Source organism: Mesorhizobium sp. WSM4832 (genome assembly GCF_055811115.1).
Window position 1 is genome coordinate 36,619 of the sequence record NZ_JBVVQH010000010.1, and the last position, 17,094, is coordinate 53,712.

15 protein-coding genes are annotated in these 17,094 nt (G+C 65.5%); 8 read left to right on the forward strand and 7 right to left on the reverse strand.

The genetic code is table 11. From position 1 onward, the window contains the following. Window positions 1-17 precede the first annotated feature (17 nt). From AC0L2L_RS15855 to AC0L2L_RS15875, 5 genes are read left to right on the forward strand one after another with little or no spacing between them, the layout of a single operon-like run. Entirely contained in the window at window positions 18-1,292 is a 1,275-nt protein-coding gene (locus AC0L2L_RS15855) for a flavin-containing monooxygenase (protein ID WP_473579514.1), read from the forward strand. A 44-nt stretch (window positions 1,293-1,336) separates the two neighbouring features. Then, complete coding sequence (locus AC0L2L_RS15860; protein ID WP_473579515.1) at window positions 1,337-1,753, forward strand: RidA family protein; 417 nt, start codon at window positions 1,337-1,339, stop codon at window positions 1,751-1,753. A 5-nt stretch (window positions 1,754-1,758) separates the two neighbouring features. Further along, complete coding sequence (locus AC0L2L_RS15865; RefSeq protein WP_473579516.1) at window positions 1,759-2,430, forward strand: DUF1028 domain-containing protein; 672 nt, start codon at window positions 1,759-1,761, stop codon at window positions 2,428-2,430. 21 nt (window positions 2,431-2,451) lie between these two features. Next, on the forward strand, window positions 2,452-3,942 hold the full coding sequence (locus tag AC0L2L_RS15870; protein WP_473579517.1) for an aldehyde dehydrogenase: 1,491 nt from the start codon (window positions 2,452-2,454) through the stop codon (window positions 3,940-3,942). A 44-nt stretch (window positions 3,943-3,986) separates the two neighbouring features. Continuing rightward, a complete protein-coding gene (locus AC0L2L_RS15875; protein ID WP_473579518.1) occupies window positions 3,987-4,922 on the forward strand; it encodes a LysR family transcriptional regulator in 936 nt (311 codons plus the stop codon). 6 nt (window positions 4,923-4,928) lie between these two features. Here the strand turns inward: AC0L2L_RS15875 and argE are convergent, their stop codons facing one another. Beyond that, a complete protein-coding gene (argE, locus tag AC0L2L_RS15880; protein WP_473579519.1) occupies window positions 4,929-6,086 on the reverse strand; it encodes an acetylornithine deacetylase in 1,158 nt (385 codons plus the stop codon). 219 nt (window positions 6,087-6,305) lie between these two features. Here argE and AC0L2L_RS15885 point away from each other — a divergent pair, with 219 nt between their 5' ends. Further along, complete coding sequence (locus AC0L2L_RS15885; RefSeq protein ID WP_473579521.1) at window positions 6,306-8,375, forward strand: oxidoreductase; 2,070 nt, start codon at window positions 6,306-6,308, stop codon at window positions 8,373-8,375. Between the two features lie 42 nt (window positions 8,376-8,417). Here the strand turns inward: AC0L2L_RS15885 and AC0L2L_RS15890 are convergent, their stop codons facing one another. From AC0L2L_RS15890 to AC0L2L_RS15910, 5 genes are read right to left on the reverse strand one after another with little or no spacing between them, the layout of a single operon-like run. Then, window positions 8,418-9,551, reverse strand: coding sequence for a class I SAM-dependent methyltransferase (locus AC0L2L_RS15890; protein WP_473579522.1), 1,134 nt, complete (start codon window positions 9,549-9,551; stop codon window positions 8,418-8,420). Between the two features lie 12 nt (window positions 9,552-9,563). Beyond that, window positions 9,564-10,145, reverse strand: coding sequence for a DUF3726 domain-containing protein (locus AC0L2L_RS15895; protein ID WP_473579523.1), 582 nt, complete (start codon window positions 10,143-10,145; stop codon window positions 9,564-9,566). After that, window positions 10,142-11,797 (reverse strand): hypothetical protein, encoded by a 1,656-nt coding sequence (locus AC0L2L_RS15900; protein ID WP_473579524.1) that lies wholly within the window; start codon window positions 11,795-11,797, stop codon window positions 10,142-10,144. The genes AC0L2L_RS15895 and AC0L2L_RS15900 overlap by 4 nt, the downstream gene beginning before the upstream one ends. Continuing rightward, on the reverse strand, window positions 11,794-12,798 hold the full coding sequence (locus AC0L2L_RS15905) for an Ldh family oxidoreductase (protein ID WP_473579525.1): 1,005 nt from the start codon (window positions 12,796-12,798) through the stop codon (window positions 11,794-11,796). The genes AC0L2L_RS15900 and AC0L2L_RS15905 overlap by 4 nt, the downstream gene beginning before the upstream one ends. 15 nt (window positions 12,799-12,813) lie before the next feature. Further along, window positions 12,814-13,722, reverse strand: a complete 909-nt coding sequence (locus tag AC0L2L_RS15910; protein WP_473579526.1) for a LysR family transcriptional regulator — start codon at window positions 13,720-13,722, stop codon at window positions 12,814-12,816. Between the two features lie 100 nt (window positions 13,723-13,822). Between AC0L2L_RS15910 and AC0L2L_RS15915 the strand changes: the two genes are divergently transcribed. Further along, complete coding sequence (locus tag AC0L2L_RS15915; protein ID WP_473579527.1) at window positions 13,823-15,271, forward strand: aldehyde dehydrogenase family protein; 1,449 nt, start codon at window positions 13,823-13,825, stop codon at window positions 15,269-15,271. After that, on the forward strand, window positions 15,268-16,251 hold the full coding sequence (locus AC0L2L_RS15920; RefSeq protein WP_473579528.1) for a membrane dipeptidase: 984 nt from the start codon (window positions 15,268-15,270) through the stop codon (window positions 16,249-16,251). The genes AC0L2L_RS15915 and AC0L2L_RS15920 overlap by 4 nt, the downstream gene beginning before the upstream one ends. A gap of 25 nt (window positions 16,252-16,276) precedes the next feature. Here AC0L2L_RS15920 and AC0L2L_RS15925 read toward each other — a convergent pair whose 3' ends face one another. After that, window positions 16,277-17,092 (reverse strand): NAD-dependent epimerase/dehydratase family protein, encoded by an 816-nt coding sequence (locus AC0L2L_RS15925; RefSeq protein WP_473579529.1) that lies wholly within the window; start codon window positions 17,090-17,092, stop codon window positions 16,277-16,279. Between the last annotated feature and the right edge of the window lie 2 nt (window positions 17,093-17,094).

The following is a 17,094-nucleotide window of genomic DNA, read 5'->3' on the forward strand; positions in this document are numbered from 1 at the left end:
TCAGAGAAGGACTGAGCATGTCGGTTGAGAAGATAGACACGCTTGTCGTTGGCGGCGGCCAGGCGGGAGTGGCTATGAGCGAGCACCTGAGCAAATGCGGGGTGCCCCATCTTGTCCTCGAACGCGGCCGGATTGCCGAGCGCTGGCGCTCGCAGCGCTGGGACTCCTTGGTCGCCAACGGCCCGGCCTGGCATGACCGGTTCCCGGGCATGGAGTTTCCCGTCACGGGTCCCGACGGCTTTCCCTCAAAGGAGGAGGTCGCCGACTATTTCGTCGCCTACGCAAAGCAGATCAATGCGCCGATCCGCTGCGGCGTCGAGGTCAAGCTTGCGCAGAGAAATGCCGGCCGGCCCGGGTTTCGCGTCGAGACGTCGGAAGGCGTGATCGAAGCCAACAGCATCGTCGCCGCGACCGGACCTTTCCAGGTCCCCGTCATTCCGCCGCTTGTCCCCAACGACGCAGGCATCCTGCAAATCCATTCCAGCGCGTATCGCAATCCCGATCAGTTGCCGAAAGGCGCGGTGCTGGTGGTCGGCGCGGGATCGTCAGGCGTGCAGATCGCCGATGAGCTGCAGCGCGCCGGCAAGCGCGTCTACCTCTCGGTCGGCCCGCACGATCGCCCGCCGCGTGCCTATCGCGGCCGCGACTTCTGCTGGTGGCTGGGCGTTCTCGGCAAATGGGACCTCGAAACCCCGGGACCGGGCACGGAACACGTCACGATTGCGGTGAGCGGCGCGCGCGGGGGCGAAACGATCGATTTCCGCCGGCTGGCCGCGCAGGGGCTTACGCTCGTCGGCATGACCAGGACCTTTCAGGACGGCGTGATGACCTTCGCGTCGGACCTTGCGAAGAACATTGCCCGTGGTGACGGCAACCTGATGTCGCTGCTTGACGAAGCCGACGCCTATGTCGCGCGCAATGGTCTCGACCTCCCGGAAGAGCCCGCGGCCCGTCGGATCGATCCGGATCCGGAATGCGTGACCAATCCGATCGCCAAGCTCAATCTGGCCGAGGCCGGAGTAGCGGCGATCGTATGGGCGACCGGCTTTGCCGTCGATTATAGCTGGCTGAAGGTCGACGCCTTCGACGAGAAGGGCCGGCCAAGGCACCAGCGCGGCGTCTCGACCGAGCCCGGGATCTATTTCCTGGGGCTGCCCTGGCAGTCGCGCAGGGGGTCGAGTTTCATCTGGGGCGTCTGGCATGATGCCAAGCACGTTGCCGACCGCATTTCGACGCAGCGAAAATATCTCGCCTATCACGCAGCCGCGAAGCGCGAGCCAGTGGACGCCTGACCAGAGCTGACCACAGCTACGAGCCTGACCTGATGGAGACCAAGATGGCGCATACGCGAATTCGCACCTTCAACACCAAGGATACCTATCCTGAACAGAAGCTCGACAACGATCTCTGCCAGGCGGTGGTCACGCGCGGCGGCCGGACCGTCTATCTGCGCGGCCAGTGCCCGCAGGATCTCGACACCGCCAAGACCATCGACAGCCACGATCCGGTCGAGCAGACCCACAAGGTCATGCAGAACATCAGGCAGCTTATCGAGGAATGCGGCGGCACGATGGAGCATCTGGTGAAGGTGGTGGTCTACCTGACCGATGTCCGCCATCGCGAAGCCGTCTACCGGACGATGGGCGAATACATCAAGGGCGTCCATCCGGTTTCGACCGGCGTGGTCGTGTCCGCCCTGGCGCGGCCGGAATGGCTGGTCGAGATCGACGGCACCGCCGTGATTCCGGATTAAGCGCCATGACCTTCTCCATCGTCGCGCGGTGCAGGCGCACAGGCATGTTCGGGGTGGCGGTGTCGTCATCGTCGCCCGCGGTCGCGGCCCGCTGCGCCTATGCGCTGGCAGGTGTCGGCGCGGTCGCCAGCCAGAACGTCACCGACCCAACGCTCGGGCCGCGGGCATTGGAGCTGATGGCGCGCGGCGCCTCCGCTGCTGAAACCGCCGCGATCCTGAAGCGCACGGCCTTCAGCGAATACCGGCAGGTCCTGGCGGTCGACGCGGCCGGCGGCAGCGCAATCCATTCCGGGCCGAAAGCGCTCGGCATCTGGGCCGAGGCGCGCGGCGAGGACGTCGCCTGCGGTGGCAACCTGCTTGCCAATGACAAGGTTCCGCAGGCCATGGTCGACGCCTTTCTTGGCTCCCAGGGCGACCTCGGTGACCGGCTGATCGCCACCATGCGCGCCGCGCTTCATGCCGGCGGCGAAGCCGGGCCTGTCCGCTCGGCCGGCATGAAGCTGGTGCGCGACGTCTCGTGGCCCGTCGCCGACCTGCGCTGCGACTGGACCGAGGCGTGTCCCATCGAGCAACTGGCAACGTTGTGGGAGATCTACAAGCCCCAGCTCGATGTCTACGTCACCCGCGCCCTCAACCCGTCCGATGCGCCGAGCTATGGCGTTCCCGGTGACGAGTAGCCCCGACAATCCGGAGCCAGCATGAGCGAACTCAGCCATAAGGAATGGGTCGGCAAGGCGTCCGCGATCTGCTTTCGCGACAAGGCGTTCATCGACGGCAAGGCGGTGCCCGCGCGCTTCGGCCGGACTTTCGCCAGCATCAATCCGGCCACGGGAGCGACGCTCGCCGAGGTCGCGTCATGCGGGGAAGAGGATATCGACCTTGCCGTCGCCGCGGCGCGACGCAGCTTCGAAGCCGGCGTCTGGTCGCGAACGAGCCCTCAGCACCGCAAGGAGGTGCTGCTGCGGCTGGCAGAGCTGCTGCGGGCGAACCTGCAGGAGTTGGCGCTGCTTGAATCGCTCGATATGGGCAAGCTGGTCAAGGACGCCGCCAGTATCGACGTGCCGGGCTCGGCTGCGATCTTCCAGTGGTATGCCGAGGCGATCGACAAGCTCTATGACGAAGTGGCGCCGACGGGTCAGGGCGACCTCGCGCTGGTGCGGCGCGAGCCGCTCGGGGTCGTGGGCGCCGTGGTGCCGTGGAATTTCCCACTCGACATGGCGACCTGGAAATGCGCGCCCGCGCTTGCGGCGGGCAATTCGGTGGTACTGAAGCCGGCCGAGCAATCGCCTTTCTCGGCGCTCAGGCTGGCGGAACTCGCCATGGAAGCGGGCTTGCCCGCCGGCGTGCTCAATGTGGTGCCGGGCCTCGGCGAGACCGCCGGCCAGGCGCTCGGCCGCCACATGGACGTCGATTGCCTCGCCTTCACCGGCTCGACCGCCGTCGGCAAGATGTTCCTGCAATATTCCGGCCAGTCGAACATGAAGCAGGTCTGGCTGGAGACCGGCGGCAAGAGCCCCAATCTGGTGTTCGCCGATTGCGCCGACCTGGATGCGGCCGCCGACATGGCGGCCTTCGGCATCTTCTTTAACCAGGGACAGGTGTGCTCGGCCAATTCACGGCTTCTGGTCGAGCGCGGCGTCAAGGATGCGCTGGTCGAGAAACTGGCGGAGCGCGCGGCGGCGACGCAACCCGGCGACCCCCTCGACCCGGCATCGAGGATGGGCGCGATGGTGGACGCGCGGCACGCCGCGACCGTCATGCGCTTCATCGATAGCGGCAAGAAGTCGGCCCGGCTGGTGACCGGCGGCGGCCGGGTCGCCGTCGACGGGCGAGGCAGCTTCGTGCAGCCGACGATCTTCGACGATGTTTCGCCGGACGACCCGCTTGCGCGCGACGAGATTTTTGGCCCGGTGCTGTCGGTCATCGCCTTCGACACCGAGGATGAAGCGCTCCGGATCGCCAATGACAGCGTCTACGGCCTGGCGGCATCGCTTTGGACCGACAGCCTGTCGCGGGCGCACCGCATCGCGGAGCGGCTTCGGGTCGGCACCGTCTCCGTGAACACCGTCGATGCGCTGAGCCCGATGACGCCTTTCGGCGGCTTCAAGCAATCCGGCTTCGGACGCGACCTGTCGCTGCACGCGCTCGACAAATACACGGCGCTGAAGACCACCTGGATCAAGTATTGAGGACCGCGACTTGATCACCGGCTGCAAACCGGCAACATAGCCACATGCCGCTCCGCTTCACGCTCAGACAACTCGAATATTTCGTCGCGGTCGGCGAAGCGGGCTCGATCGCCAAGGCGGCGGAGCAGGTGAACGTCTCGCCACCGTCGATCTCGGCGTCGATCGCCCAGCTCGAAGCGGAGTTCGGTGTCCAGCTCTTCGTGCGCAAGCACTCGCACGCCCTTGCGCTGACAGCGGGTGGGCGCCTGTTCCTCAAGGAAGCCGCGCGCCTGCTCAATGACGCGGACGCGCTGCACGACATTGCAGGCGATATCGCGGAAAAAGTGCGCGGACCGCTGGCGATCGGCTGCCTGCTCACCTTCGCGCAGATCGTGCTGCCGGCGTTGCGCCGGAAATTCGAGGATGCCTATCCGGACGTGCGCGTCCGGCAGTTCGAGCGCAACCAGGGGCAATTGTTCGAGATGCTGCAGCGTGGCGAAATCGATGCCGCGCTGACCTACGATCTCGAATTGTCGCAGGACATGACCTTCGAGCCTCTGATGCAGTTGCCGGCCTATGTGATGCTGCCGGCTGCGCATCGCCTGGCGGGAAGGGCGGGCATCACGCCCGAGGAACTGGTCGATGAGCCGATGGTGCTGCTCGACCTACCCTATAGCCGCGAGTATTTCCTCTCGGCTTTCCAGCCCAAGGGCTTGCGCCCTAAAATCGTCGAGCGCACCGGTGACATCGCCGTGATGCGCTCGATGGTCGCCAATGGCTTCGGCTACGGGATCGCCAATATGCGGCCGCTCAACACGATGTCGCCGGACGGCAAGTTGCTGGTCTTCGTGCCGCTGCTGGGCGACCTCAGGCCGCTGACCATGGGAATTGCGCTGCCGAACGCCGAGCACCGCACGCTGACGGTGCAGGCCTTCATCGACCACTGCCGCCGCTTCGTGGTCGAGCAAGGCGTCTTCGGCACCGAACGCATCGTCAAATGAGGAAGGTTACGGCCAGCCGTCGGCGAGCCGCGACAGCAGCCTCTCCAGCATCTCGTCGCAACGCCGCAACTGTTCGACGCTGACATATTCGTCCGGCTTGTGCCCTTGCGCCATCGAGCCCGGACCGCAGACGACGGCCGGCGTGCCGAGATCGCGGCTGAACAGCCCGCCTTCCGTGCCGAAAGCGACCTTCATGGTGTCGTTGGCGCCGATCAGCGATTTGACGAAGGCGACCGCTTCGGAAGCCGGCGGCGTGTCGAGGCCCGGATAGGTGTTGGTGATCTCGATGTCGATCGCGGCCTCAGTCGCGATCGAAGCGGCGTCGGCGACAATGCGCGCAGCGGCGTCGCGCAGCCTGTCGAGAATGACGGCGGCATCGTCTGCGGCAACGTTGCGGATCTCGAAATCGACCTCGCAGAGGTTGGGCACGATGTTGAGCGCCACGCCGGCGTTGATCTTGCCCACATGCACCGTCGTGTAGGGAATGTCGTAGTCGCCGTCGCGAGCGCCTTCGCGGGCCAGCCGGTCCTGCTCGTCGCGCAAGGCGCGCACGAAGTCGCAGCCGAGATGGATGGCGTTGAGCGCCAGCGGGGCGAGCGCCGAATGGCCCTCCCGCCCCTTGCAGACGGCGCGCGCCGCAAGCTTGCCCTTGTGTCCGGTCGCCACTTGCATATTGGTCGGCTCGCCGACGATGCACAGCAGCGGGCGTTGCGGTGTTGCGCCCAGCATTTCGATCAGGTCGCGCACGCCGAGACATCCGACCTCCTCGTCGTAGGAGAGCGCCAGATGCAAGGGCGTGCGAAGCGCCGTCTTCGAGGCCTTGAGGCATGCCGCGAGCGCGCAGGCGACGAACCCCTTCATATCCGCGGCGCCACGCCCAAAAAGCTTGCCGTCGCGCTCGGTCATCGCGAATGGCGGCAGCGTCCAGTTCTGGCCGTCGAAGGGCACGACGTCGGTATGGCCGGACAGCATGATGCCTGGCTTGCCGGCCGGTCCGATGGTGGCAAAGAGGTTGGCCTTGTGGCCGTCGGCGCTGTGGATGATCCGGCAGGCGATGCCGTTCGCGCCGAGCAGGTCCGCCGCGTAGCCGATGAGGTCGAGGTTCGAGTCGCGGCTCACGGTCGGGAAGGCGATCAGCTTTTCGAGGATCCTGATGCTATCCATGTCTCTTGCCTTGTTGCCGCTACCGGCTGTGTAGCATCGTGCCGCGCCGGCGCTGAAGTCGCATTTGGCTCAGCCCCGGTTTATCGCAGGCTAATCCACGCGCGCGATTAGGCATGTCCTAATCCGCACAGAAGAAATCCGTAGTTTTCCCGCGCCGGCGCCAACTTATGAGTAACCTCCAGAGCACCGGCGACGCCAAGCCGGTTGGAAGGAAGCCAGATGCGCGACCCACGCTACGACATTCTGTTCGAGCCGATGAAGATCGGTCCGGTAACCGCCAAGAACCGCTTCTATCAGGTTCCCCACTGCAATGGGGGCGGCTATCGCGACCCTTCGGCCGCGGCCGAGATGCGCCGCATCAAGTCCGAAGGCGGATGGGGCGTCATCTTCACCGAGCAGACGGAGATGCATCACACCTCCGAGATCACGCCCTTCATCGAGCTCAGGCTATGGGACGATGCCGACATTCCAGCTTTGGCCAAGATGGCCAAGGCGATGCACGAATATGGGGCGCTCGCCGGCATCCAACTCGCCTATTCCGGCATAAACGGCCCCAACCTCTACACCAAGGAGGTCCCGCGCGGGCCGTCGGCCCTGCCGATCCGCACCTTCACCAACGATCCGGTGCAGGCGCGCGCCATGGACAAGCAGGATATTCGCGACCTGCGCCGCTGGCATCGCAATGCCTTCAAGCGCGCGAAGCAGGCGGGTTTCGACCTGGTGTGCCTCTACGGCGCGCACGGCTTCGGCATCATCCAGCATTTCCTGTCGACCGCCACCAACCAGCGCAGCGACGAATATGGCGGCTCGCTGGAAAACCGCTCGCGGCTGATGCGCGAGCTGATCGAGGAAGGGCGCGACGCGATCGGCGATACGTGCGGCCTGACGCTCAGGCTGTCGCTGGACGAGATGATCGGCGAGCTCGGCTTCGCCAACTCGGAAGTCCGCGACATGATCGAGATGCATTCTGACCTGCCCGATCTGTGGGACCTCGCTCACGGCGCCTGGGAGGATTGCTCCGGACCGTCGCGCTTCAAGGAGGAGGCCGCGCAGGAGAGCCTCGTGTCCGGCATCAAGAAGCTGACCTCGAAGCCGGTCGTCGGCGTCGGTCGTTTCACCTCGCCGGATGTAATGGTCAAGATGATCAAGTCCGGGACGCTCGACTTCATCGGTTGCGCGCGCCCGTCGATCGCCGATCCTTTCCTGCCGAAGAAGGTGGAAGAGGGGCGAATCGAGGACATACGCGAATGCATCGGCTGCAACATCTGCATCACCGGCGACATGACCATGTCGATCTCGCGCTGCACGCAGAACCCGACATTCATGGAAGAGTGGCGCAAGGGTTGGCATCCCGAACGCATGCAGGCCAAGGGGGACAGCGACAGCGTGCTGATCGTCGGCGCCGGGCCCGCCGGACTGGAGGCCGCCCGCGCGCTCGGGCTGCGCGGCTATCAGGTGGCGCTAGCGGAAGCGAGCACCGAGCTCGGCGGACGCGTGGCGCGCGAGTGCCTGCTTCCGGGTCTGTCGGCCTGGGGCAGGGTGCGCGACTATCGCCAGTACCAGCTTAGCCAGATGCCGAATGTCGACATCTATTTCGAAAGCCGGCTGTCGGCGGACGACATCCTGTCCTTCGGCTTCCAGAACGTCGCCATAGCGACCGGATCGACGTGGCGGCGCGACGGCGTCGCGCGCGCCCATGTCGTGCCGATGCCGATCGATGCCGCGATGCCGGTCTACACGCCCGACGATCTGATGGACGGCAAGGTGCCGTCCGGCAACGTCGTGCTGTTCGACGACGATCATTACTACATGGGCGGCGTTCTCGCCGAGCTGATGGCGCACCGGGGGGCCAAGGTGACCTTGGTCACGCCGTCGGCCTATGTCTCGGACTGGACCCGCAATACGCTGGAGCAGGGCGCCATCCACCGCCGCCTGGCGGAGCTGGGTGTCGATATCGTCCTTAACCGCACAGTCACAAGCATCGCTTCAGGCGGCGTCGTGACGGCCTGTGTCTATACCGGCGCGAAACAGGAACTGGCGGCCGATGCCGTCGTCCTGGTCACGTCGCGCAATCAGGACGACGCCGTGTGGCGCGAGCTCAAGGCCCGGGAGAACGAGTGGGCCGACAATGGCATCTGTTCGGTCAAGGTCATCGGCGACGCCGAAGCGCCCGGGCCTATTGCCTGGGCAACCTATGCCGGTCACCGCTTCGCCCGCGAGCTGGACGAGGCCGATATCGGCGATGCGTTGCCTTTCCGGCGGGAAGTTACTGCGCTGGCGCTCGACTAGACGTTGTGTCGTTCAACCATCGTTGCTGGGCAATGACGAAGCTTAGCGCAAGTTTGGTCTCGATATCCGTTGTGACTTGACGATTTCCGTCACGCAGTGGACGTAGTCCATGCGGTGCTCTGCCGGCGCTCGAGCCACGTCGGCTTCGTAAGCGCCGTAGAAATCGTCGACGATCGCGGAGCGGTCGCTTGCGGGACGCGAGGAATCCAGCGCGTTGGCAAAAACAGTCTCGGACCAGGAGCGCAGCGTCGGCACATAGGCTTTGGCGAAATCCTGCGCATTGCCATGAACGCGGAACGCCTCGGCATAGGGGCAGGGCGTCACCATCGTGAACATCGTCTCCAGCCCTAGTCCCGCTTGCGACACCTGCGAAGCGGGGTCGCGGAAGGGTGCTGCGAACTCGTCCGGCGTCTTGTAGAATTGCTGGAACGTCGCGTTGACGTATTCGGTCTCGTTGATCCGCCCGGCTCGAAGCAGATCGCGCCAATGGCGAGCGAAGCAATCGAACATATCGGCGCCTGTCGTATGTCCGAGATAGCGCCCTTCTTCGTCGACGCAGAAATTGGCAAGGGCGAGCCTGCCGCCGGATCGCAACTCGCGCGCCCTGGCAAGCAGGATCGTCTCCCAGTCGCGAAGAGCCTGGGCGCGAAATTGCTCGCGTTCCCTATCGGTCGCGCCGACCGCCTGGACGTGATCGGCGATCATGCAGGGCCTCTTGCTGATCCAATGCATCGCCGTGGCGGAGAAGCCGAACGACAGCGAATTGTCCGGCAGGATCTGGCGATAGAAGCTGGTTCCGCTGCCAAAGATGTAGAGCGCGGGAGTCTCGGCCAGTGGAACTTCCGTGTACGTTCCAAGAAGGCCCTGGCTCAGCCGGAACAGGGTCGAGAAATCGTTATGAGGCAGGTCGGTGTAAGTAATCGAGATATCCCGGTGCGGTTCCGTTTCCCGAACGGCGCCGACCAGTCGCCGCATCATGTCCATCGAGGTGCCGCCATCCGCCGCGCCGAAATCGGCGATCGCGAAAGGCTGGCCGTCGGCCAGCCGGGGCATCCTGGCGACAGCCTCGACGACGAGGTCGCCGACCTTGTCGATGACGTATTTGGCGCCGACGGTGTTGGCCGAGTAATAGCCCGCCCCCCGCATGGCGATCTTCTGGCCGTCGGCTGCGCTCATTTCCTTTTCCCCTTATTCATCGTCCACGCGGCCTCCACCGGCTCCGCGGACGCGCGACCTTTCGCTTTCCGGCACATAGGTTTTGGCCGCGAAAGAATTCAGCGCCGCGAGCGTCCGCTCGTCGATCGCTCCGCGGCGGCCCATGAATGGCTGCATGGTCCCGGCACGGCCTTCGATGACGACATCGGCCCGAGGCGTCAGCAGCCCGACCGGCCGCGCCATGCGCATATTCGAGTGGCGCAACATGGCGTCGAGCCAGACCGGCAGGCCGACATCCAGGATGGCGAGCGGCAGCGCGCTCGGCGGAGGCGGATCGTCGAGCAGCAGGGCCGCCGTTCGGATGGGACAAAGCGGCCTTGCAGCCGCGGCGTCAGCCTCGCCGTTCCTCCAGCGCGTGGCGCGGGCAGGAGCCGGCGCTTCGAAGGATTGCGCGTTTTCGGCAAGGCTCAGCATGGCCAGACCCCAGTTTTCGTCGTCGACCGCGATCCTGCGCGCCGCCCGCCCGATATCCTCGGCCAGTCCCCATGAAAATCCCGCGCCCCGCGCCGCCTTGGCGCTCAGCGTTTCCACCTCGTTGAGCGACAGGTCGATCACGCGGCCGCTCCTGACGGCGCCGCCATGGCGACATCCTCGATGAGGGGTTCGCCGCTGAAGAGCGCGATCCGAAGCCAACGGTCGGAGCGCGGATCGAAACTGCGCGCGCCGAAGAACGCCAGCTTGGCGCGCAATATGTCGACGGGCCGCAGCTCGGCGCCGATCAGATTGTCGTGGATCTCGGAATAGGGGAACCGGGCGACGATCTGGGCGCGCCGCGCCGCATGGCGCCATTCCGGCCGGCGAAGCAGGAATTCCGCCACGCGGCTCGAGGCCGGCTCCTGCGCAAGCGCCGCGGCCAGGCCGAGCGCATCGCGCGCGGTGGCCAAAGGCTGTTCAAGCTCGGCGCCGTCCTCCTCGAAGCGTTCGCCAAGCCGGGGCTCGAGCTTCTCCGCCGAGACATACCAGAAACGCGCATTGGCGGCCGGCTCGGTGAAGTCGACGCTCGCCGCCCAGGAATAGCAGCCGACAAGCGCCTGGCGAAGCGAACCGCAAGTCATGCTGCCATCGATGCCGTGGCCGGGCGTCTCATCGGCCTTCATCGTGTCGCCGAGATCATCGACCAAGGCGCCGTTCGGCTCGAGGATCAGCGAAACACAGGCTTCCTGCCCCTCGAGCGAGAAGTGGTCTTCCGCGAAGCGGTAGAGCGCATCCCAAGGATGGGGCTTCGCCAGAAGCTGATCCAGGTTTTCCGCCAGCGAGTCGAGATTGTCGGCCAGAAACCGTGTTGCGGCGGCCTGGCGGCTGTCGTCGCTGTGCCACCTGGCAACGCGTCGGCGCAGATCGGTGAGAGCCTGCAAAAACGCACTTCGTTCCATCTCGCCGGCGCGCGGTTCGGCGCGAACCCGCGCCAGCGCGGTTTCGCGAGCCAGGAACCAGCTATGCGTCAGCAGCGGATGGCGAACGAGGAAGGGAGCCATGCCCAGCCCCGTCGCATTGCCAACTCCCAGCGCCCGGCGCAGATCCGGCGCCAGCCTCGCCGCGCCGGCGGGATTGCGGCGATGGGCGATGTGATCGACGAGGTCGAGCGTGAAGGAACGGATCAGCCAGACGGTAAGCATCTCCGCCTGGAAGGATCCCGAAAGCTCCGGCCGCGAGGCGATCTCGTCGCGGTCGGCGATGCCGAACTTGCCGTTGCCGTAGACCGCTGTCGTGCGCAGCAGATAGCCGACGCCGAGCAATTGCTCCTCGTCCGGCTGTTGTCCTTGCGCCAGGGCCGCGGCTACCTCTTCGAACAGCCTCACGCTTTTGTTTGCGCGCGCCAGCACGAGTTCGCGGCTTGTGAAACGGCCCGCCTCCTGCAAGGGCGCATTTGCCTCCAGCCGCGCGACCTCGGCAGCGTCCGGCAAGCCGTCATAAAGGACGTAGCTTGTGTCCCAGGCCTGAGCGATCACCCGGTCGGAACGCTTCTCGTCGTCGAGTGGCGTCGAGAACGTGACCAGGCTGTAGGTCCTTGCCGGGGTCTCGACCGCATAGACCGCGCGCCCAAATCCATGGTCGTCCAGGTCGAACCGATCCTTGCGTAAGCGCCAGCGTTCCCTGGTTGCGCGGCGGATCAATTGGCGCAGGAAGCTGAGGCGCGTCGGATGCGCCGCGCCAAGCCGCTGCAGGCGCATGACAAGCTGGGGCGGGCGCAGCGCGATAGCCGTCATGCGGCAATCCCGGCGAGCTTTTCGAGAGTGGCAAGCGTTTCCGCCGCCACTTCGATGCCTTCGCTTGAATTGCGCTCGCGCGCGCCGAAGCGCTTTGTCCCGGGAAGCCTCGCCTCGCCGACGAAGGCGCCCGCGACGGTCTCTAGATTCCCGGCGAACGCGCCGGCCGAGGTTGCATCGGGCGAGATCGCCAGGAAGAACTGGCCAGTTCCAGGCGGACCTCCGGCGGTGCCGGAGAAGGGGCTCGCGACAAGCCCGGGGTTCGCCCCCGTCAGGCAAGCGGCAAAGATCTCTACCAAAAGGGCAGAGCCGACGCCCTTGTAGCCGCCGGCCGGCGCCATCGTGCCTTTCATTGCTTCGTTGGGGTCGGTGGTCGTTTCGCCGCTTGCATCGAAGGCCCAGCCGGGAGGGATCGTCTCGCCGGCGCGGGCCCGCTTGATGATTTCGCTCTTGGCGACGACGCTCGCGCTCTGATCGATGACGAACCGCGCGCCGCCCTGTCCGTCCGGGACCGCAAGCGACCACGGATTTGTGCCGACCGCCGCCTTGCGGCCACCCCAGGGCGCGATCGAGGCCGGCGCGTTGGTGAATCCCAACCCGACCAGGCCTTCCCGGGCGATGCGTTCCGTGTGATAGCCCAGCGCGCCGCAATTGTAGGAGTTGCGGATGGCAAGCGCCGCGACACCTTGCGAACGCGCCGCTTCGATCAGCAGCGGCATGCCGATGGCAATGGCGGCATGCGCAAAGCCGTTGCCGGCATCGACCGCGACAGCCGCCGGCGCCGGCCGCGTCAGGTGAGGCTCAGCCAGCCCCTGGACCTTGCCGCAGGTGAGATGTTCGCAATAGGTCGGCAGGTACATCAGGCCGTGCGACTTCAGGCCGTCGCGTTCAGCCGCCGCGATGCCGGCAGCCAACGCCTGTGCCTGCGCCTCGCTGGCGCCATGGCGCATCAGCGCGTTGTGGGTGAGCGTCTCGATCCGGGCTTGCGTCAGGCGTGTCATCCCGTCACCCGCCAATCATGCCGCCGCATAGCCGAACTCTCCTTCACCCGCCTGCGTCTGCTGGCGAATGCATTCGATGAACCGCAGCGACGCCGGCTGCAGGTTCCTGCCTTCCTTGGCGATCCAGCCCACGGTGCGGCTCGAGCGCGGATCGGCGAGCGGAACGAAGCGCACGGCGTGGCTGCATTTCCAGCGGCAAAGCCGGGGCAGGATGGTGACGCCGAGCCCGGCCTCCACCATCGCCAGGTTGGAGCTCACATTGGTCGCGGTGAGTTTCGAGCCGGCGGCAAGCGCCTCGGTCTCGGCAATGCCCAGTGCCGCGGCGGCGCCGTTGCGGATGAAGCTGTCGCCATCGAGTTGCGCCCATTTCAACGGACGCTTCGACTTTGCCAGGGGGTGATCGACCGGGCAGACGAAGTCCAGCGGCTCGTGGAACAGCGGCTCGAAGCTGAGCTGCGGCCGCTTCGTTGCCAGCACGCACAGGCCGACTTCCACCATGCCGTTCTCGACCGCATCGACGATGGCGTTGGAATCGCTGTCGCGGACATGGATGTCGAACCTGCTGCCCTCGGCGCGAAGCTGGGCGATCGCGCGCGGCAGCAAGGTCACGGCGACCGAAGGCACGCTTGCCACGTCGCAGCGTCCCTGCCGGTCCGCGGCGTAGCTCGTCATCGCCAGGCAGGCGCGGTCGTAATGGGCGATCACGGCGCGCGCCTCGTCGAGCACGATGCGGCCGACCGGCGAAAGCGCGCCCTTGCGTTCGCTCTCGAACAATGGCGCGCCGATATCGTCCTCGAGCTGTTTCAAGGTCATCGAGACGGCGGACGGGGTGCGGCCGACCTGGTCGGCGGCGGCGCGCACGCCGCCGGTCTCGCAGACCGCGACGAAGCTTCGCATGCCGGTCAGGCTGATGGTTCTGCCCACTGTTAAGCTTGCCTGAACATTTGTGCCAAAAATTGAGCTTGATTGAAGTTCACAGCATTGGTTAGGTCGTTGTCAACCGAATTGATGCAGGTCGAAGAGAATGCTGAACGGTCAGAACTTCGTTGCAGGCGAATGGCGCGACGGCGCCGACTGGGCCGAGGATATCAATCCATCCGACGTGACGGATGTTGTCGGGCGGTTCGCCCAGGCGCAGCCGTCCGACATCCATGACGCAGTGGCGGCGGCCCACAACGCGCAGCGGGCGTGGGCGGCGGCCGGGCTCGAAGCCAGAGTTGCCGTTCTCGACGCCATCGGACGCGAGCTGATGGCGCGCTCGAAAGAGCTTGGCGAGCTGCTGTCCCGCGAGGAGGGCAAGATCCTGGCCGAGGGCGTCGGCGAGGTCTATCGGGCCGGGCAGTTCTTCACCTATTTCGCTGCGGAGGCGCTACGCAATCTCGGCTCTTCGGCCGAGTCCGTCCGGGCCGGCGTCGATGTGCTGATCGAGCGCGAACCGCTCGGCGTCGTCGCGATCATATCGCCCTGGAATTTCCCCATCGCCACCGCGTCCTGGAAGATCGCGCCGGCACTGGCTTTCGGCAATGCGGTGGTCTGGAAACCGGCCAGCGCCACGCCGGCCAGCGCCTGGGCGTTGACCGAGATCATCAGCCGGCAGGCGATCCCGAAAGGCTTGTTCAACCTGGTGACGGGGTCGGGATCGACGATCGGCCGCGAGCTCGCCGCAAACGCCGATATACAAGGGCTGAGCTTCACCGGCTCCGGCGCCGTCGGTTCCGGCATCGCGGCACTGGCGGCAGCGCGGTTTGTAAAGCTTCAGCTCGAAATGGGATCGAAGAATCCGTTCGTGATCATGGACGACGCCGACCTCGACCGCGCCGTCGACCTCGCCGTGAACGGCGCCTTCGGCGGTTCGGGCCAGAAATGCACGGCGGCCTCACGCCTGATCGTCCATAGGCCCGTCCATGACGCCTTCGTCGAGAAGCTGCTGGTGAAAACCAAGGCGCTGAAGGTCGGCCATGCCCTGGAAGCCGGCGTCCAGATGGGGCCGGTCGTCAGCGCCGGGCAACTCTCCGCCAACCTCGACTATGTGACGCTCGGTAAAAGCGAAGGCGCCGAGCTTGCCACGGGAGGCGAAGCGCTCGATCTGGCGCATCGTGGCCACTATATGGCGCCTGCCGTGTTTCTGAGCGGCCGTTCGCGCATGCGCATCAACCAGGAGGAGATGTTCGCGCCGATAAGCTGCGTCATTCCCGCAGACGATCTCGACGAGGCGATCTTCCTTGCCAACGACACGCCGTATGGGCTGACGGCGGGGATCGCCACGCGTTCGCTCGCACGCGCCACGATGTTCCGCCACGCGTCGCGTTCGGGCTGCGTCATGGTCAACCTTGCGACCGCCGGCACCGACTATCACGTGCCGTTCGGCGGCGTCCGCGCATCGAGCTACGGTCCGCGCGAGCAAGGGCGCTCGGCGGCCGAATTCTACACCCAGGTGAAGACCTCCTACATCTACGCGGGCGTACCCGAATGACCGTCGCTACCGACACGCCTCCAGTGCTCATCGACGGGCTGCAATACTGCAACTGGTCACGCGAGATTTTTGAGCAGATGCGCCAGGGCGGCTTGACTGCGGTCCACGCCACGGTCGGCTATCATGAAGGCTTCCGCGAGACGGTCCGGCACCTCGTCGATTGGCGGACACGCTTCCGCGGCAACGAAGACCTGATCCTTTTGGCGCGCGACAGCGGCGACATCGAGCGCGCTCGCGCCTCGAACCGGACGGCGATCTTTCTCGGTCTGCAAAACCCGATGCCTATCGAGGACGACATCGGGCTGATCGAAATGCTGTTCGATCTCGGCATCCGCTTCATGCAGCTCACCTACAATAACCAGTCACTGCTCGGTTGCGGCTGGATGGAGAAAGAGGACAGCGGCGTGACGCGGATGGGGCGAGAGGCGATCGCCGAGATGAATCGGCTCGGCATGATCATCGATCTGTCGCATGCCGGCGAACGGACCGCGCTGGAAGCGATTTCGCTCTCGCAGCGTCCGGTGGTCGTCAGCCACGCCAATCCTCGCTGGCTGCGCGACAGCAATCGCAATGTCTCCAAAGCCGTCCTGCAGGCACTGCGCGAAAGGGAAGGATTGCTCGGCCTTTCGCTCTATCCGCTGCATCTTCCGAACGGTTCCGACATAACGCTAGGGCAATTCGGGGAAATGGCTTCGGAAGCCGCCCGGATCATGGGCGCTGAGCATCTTGGTATCGGCTCGGATCTCTGCCAGGACCAGCCCGACAGCGTGGTGCGCTGGATGCGCGAGGGTCGTTGGACCCGCGACGTACAGGCGACCGCGAGCTTCCCGCTTCAACCGTCATGGTTCGGATCGAACCTCGATTTCCCCAGGCTTTCGGAAGGCCTTCTATCGGCAGGCTTCGGCAAAGCCGAAACCTCGCTTGTGCTCGGCGGCGCCTGGCATCGCTTCATCAAGGCCAGCCTGCCTTCCGGTGGCTGACCGAGGGCGGTCGCTGACTGCCACGCTATCCTGCCGGCTTGTCGTCGGGGTGGCCAAGCTCGCAGAACCAGCCGCCGAGATATTTCACCGACGGCTTCTTCGGATCGAGAACAGGAGTCTTCGCCTCGATAGCGGCGCGAAACGGCTCGGCACTGTCCTGCGGGATGAATCCAAGGTGGTCGGCGCCGCTGTTGTCGACCATCTTCACCTTGTTGTCGGAAATGCCGAACGAGATCGTGTGGCCGACGCGCGGCGCGGTCAGCGAAGCCTCGACCAGGCGCACGCAGTCGTCGAAGGAGAGATAAGACCACAGCATGCGGCGGTCGGCGGGTTCCGGGAAGGACGAGAAGATGCGCAGGCACGCGGTCTCGATGCCGAACTTGTCCCAATAGAGCCGGCTGAGGCTTTCGACGAAATTCTTCGAAACGCCATAAAGGCTGTCGGGACGCGCCGGCGCATCGACACCGATATGCGCCTCGATCTCGTGGTAGCCGATCGCATGCACCGAGGAGGCGTAGATGACGCGCTTCACGCCGTGTTTCCGCGCGCCTTCATAGATATGGTAGGAGCCGCGGATGCTGGAATCGAGGATGGTCTGCCATTCGCATTCGAGCGGCGCCCCGCCGAAATGCACGATCGCATCGCAGTCCTTGGTCGCCGCGATCGTCGCCTCCATGTCGGCGAGATCGAAGACCGCTTCTTCCTCGTGGGGCGCAAGATCGCCGAACGGCTCGCGCCCCGCCAGGCGGATTGTCTTGGCCAGCGGCACCAGCCCTTTACGCAACTGTGAGCCGAGCCTGCCGGCGGCGCCCGTGATCAGGATACGTTCGTAATGCGGCATTC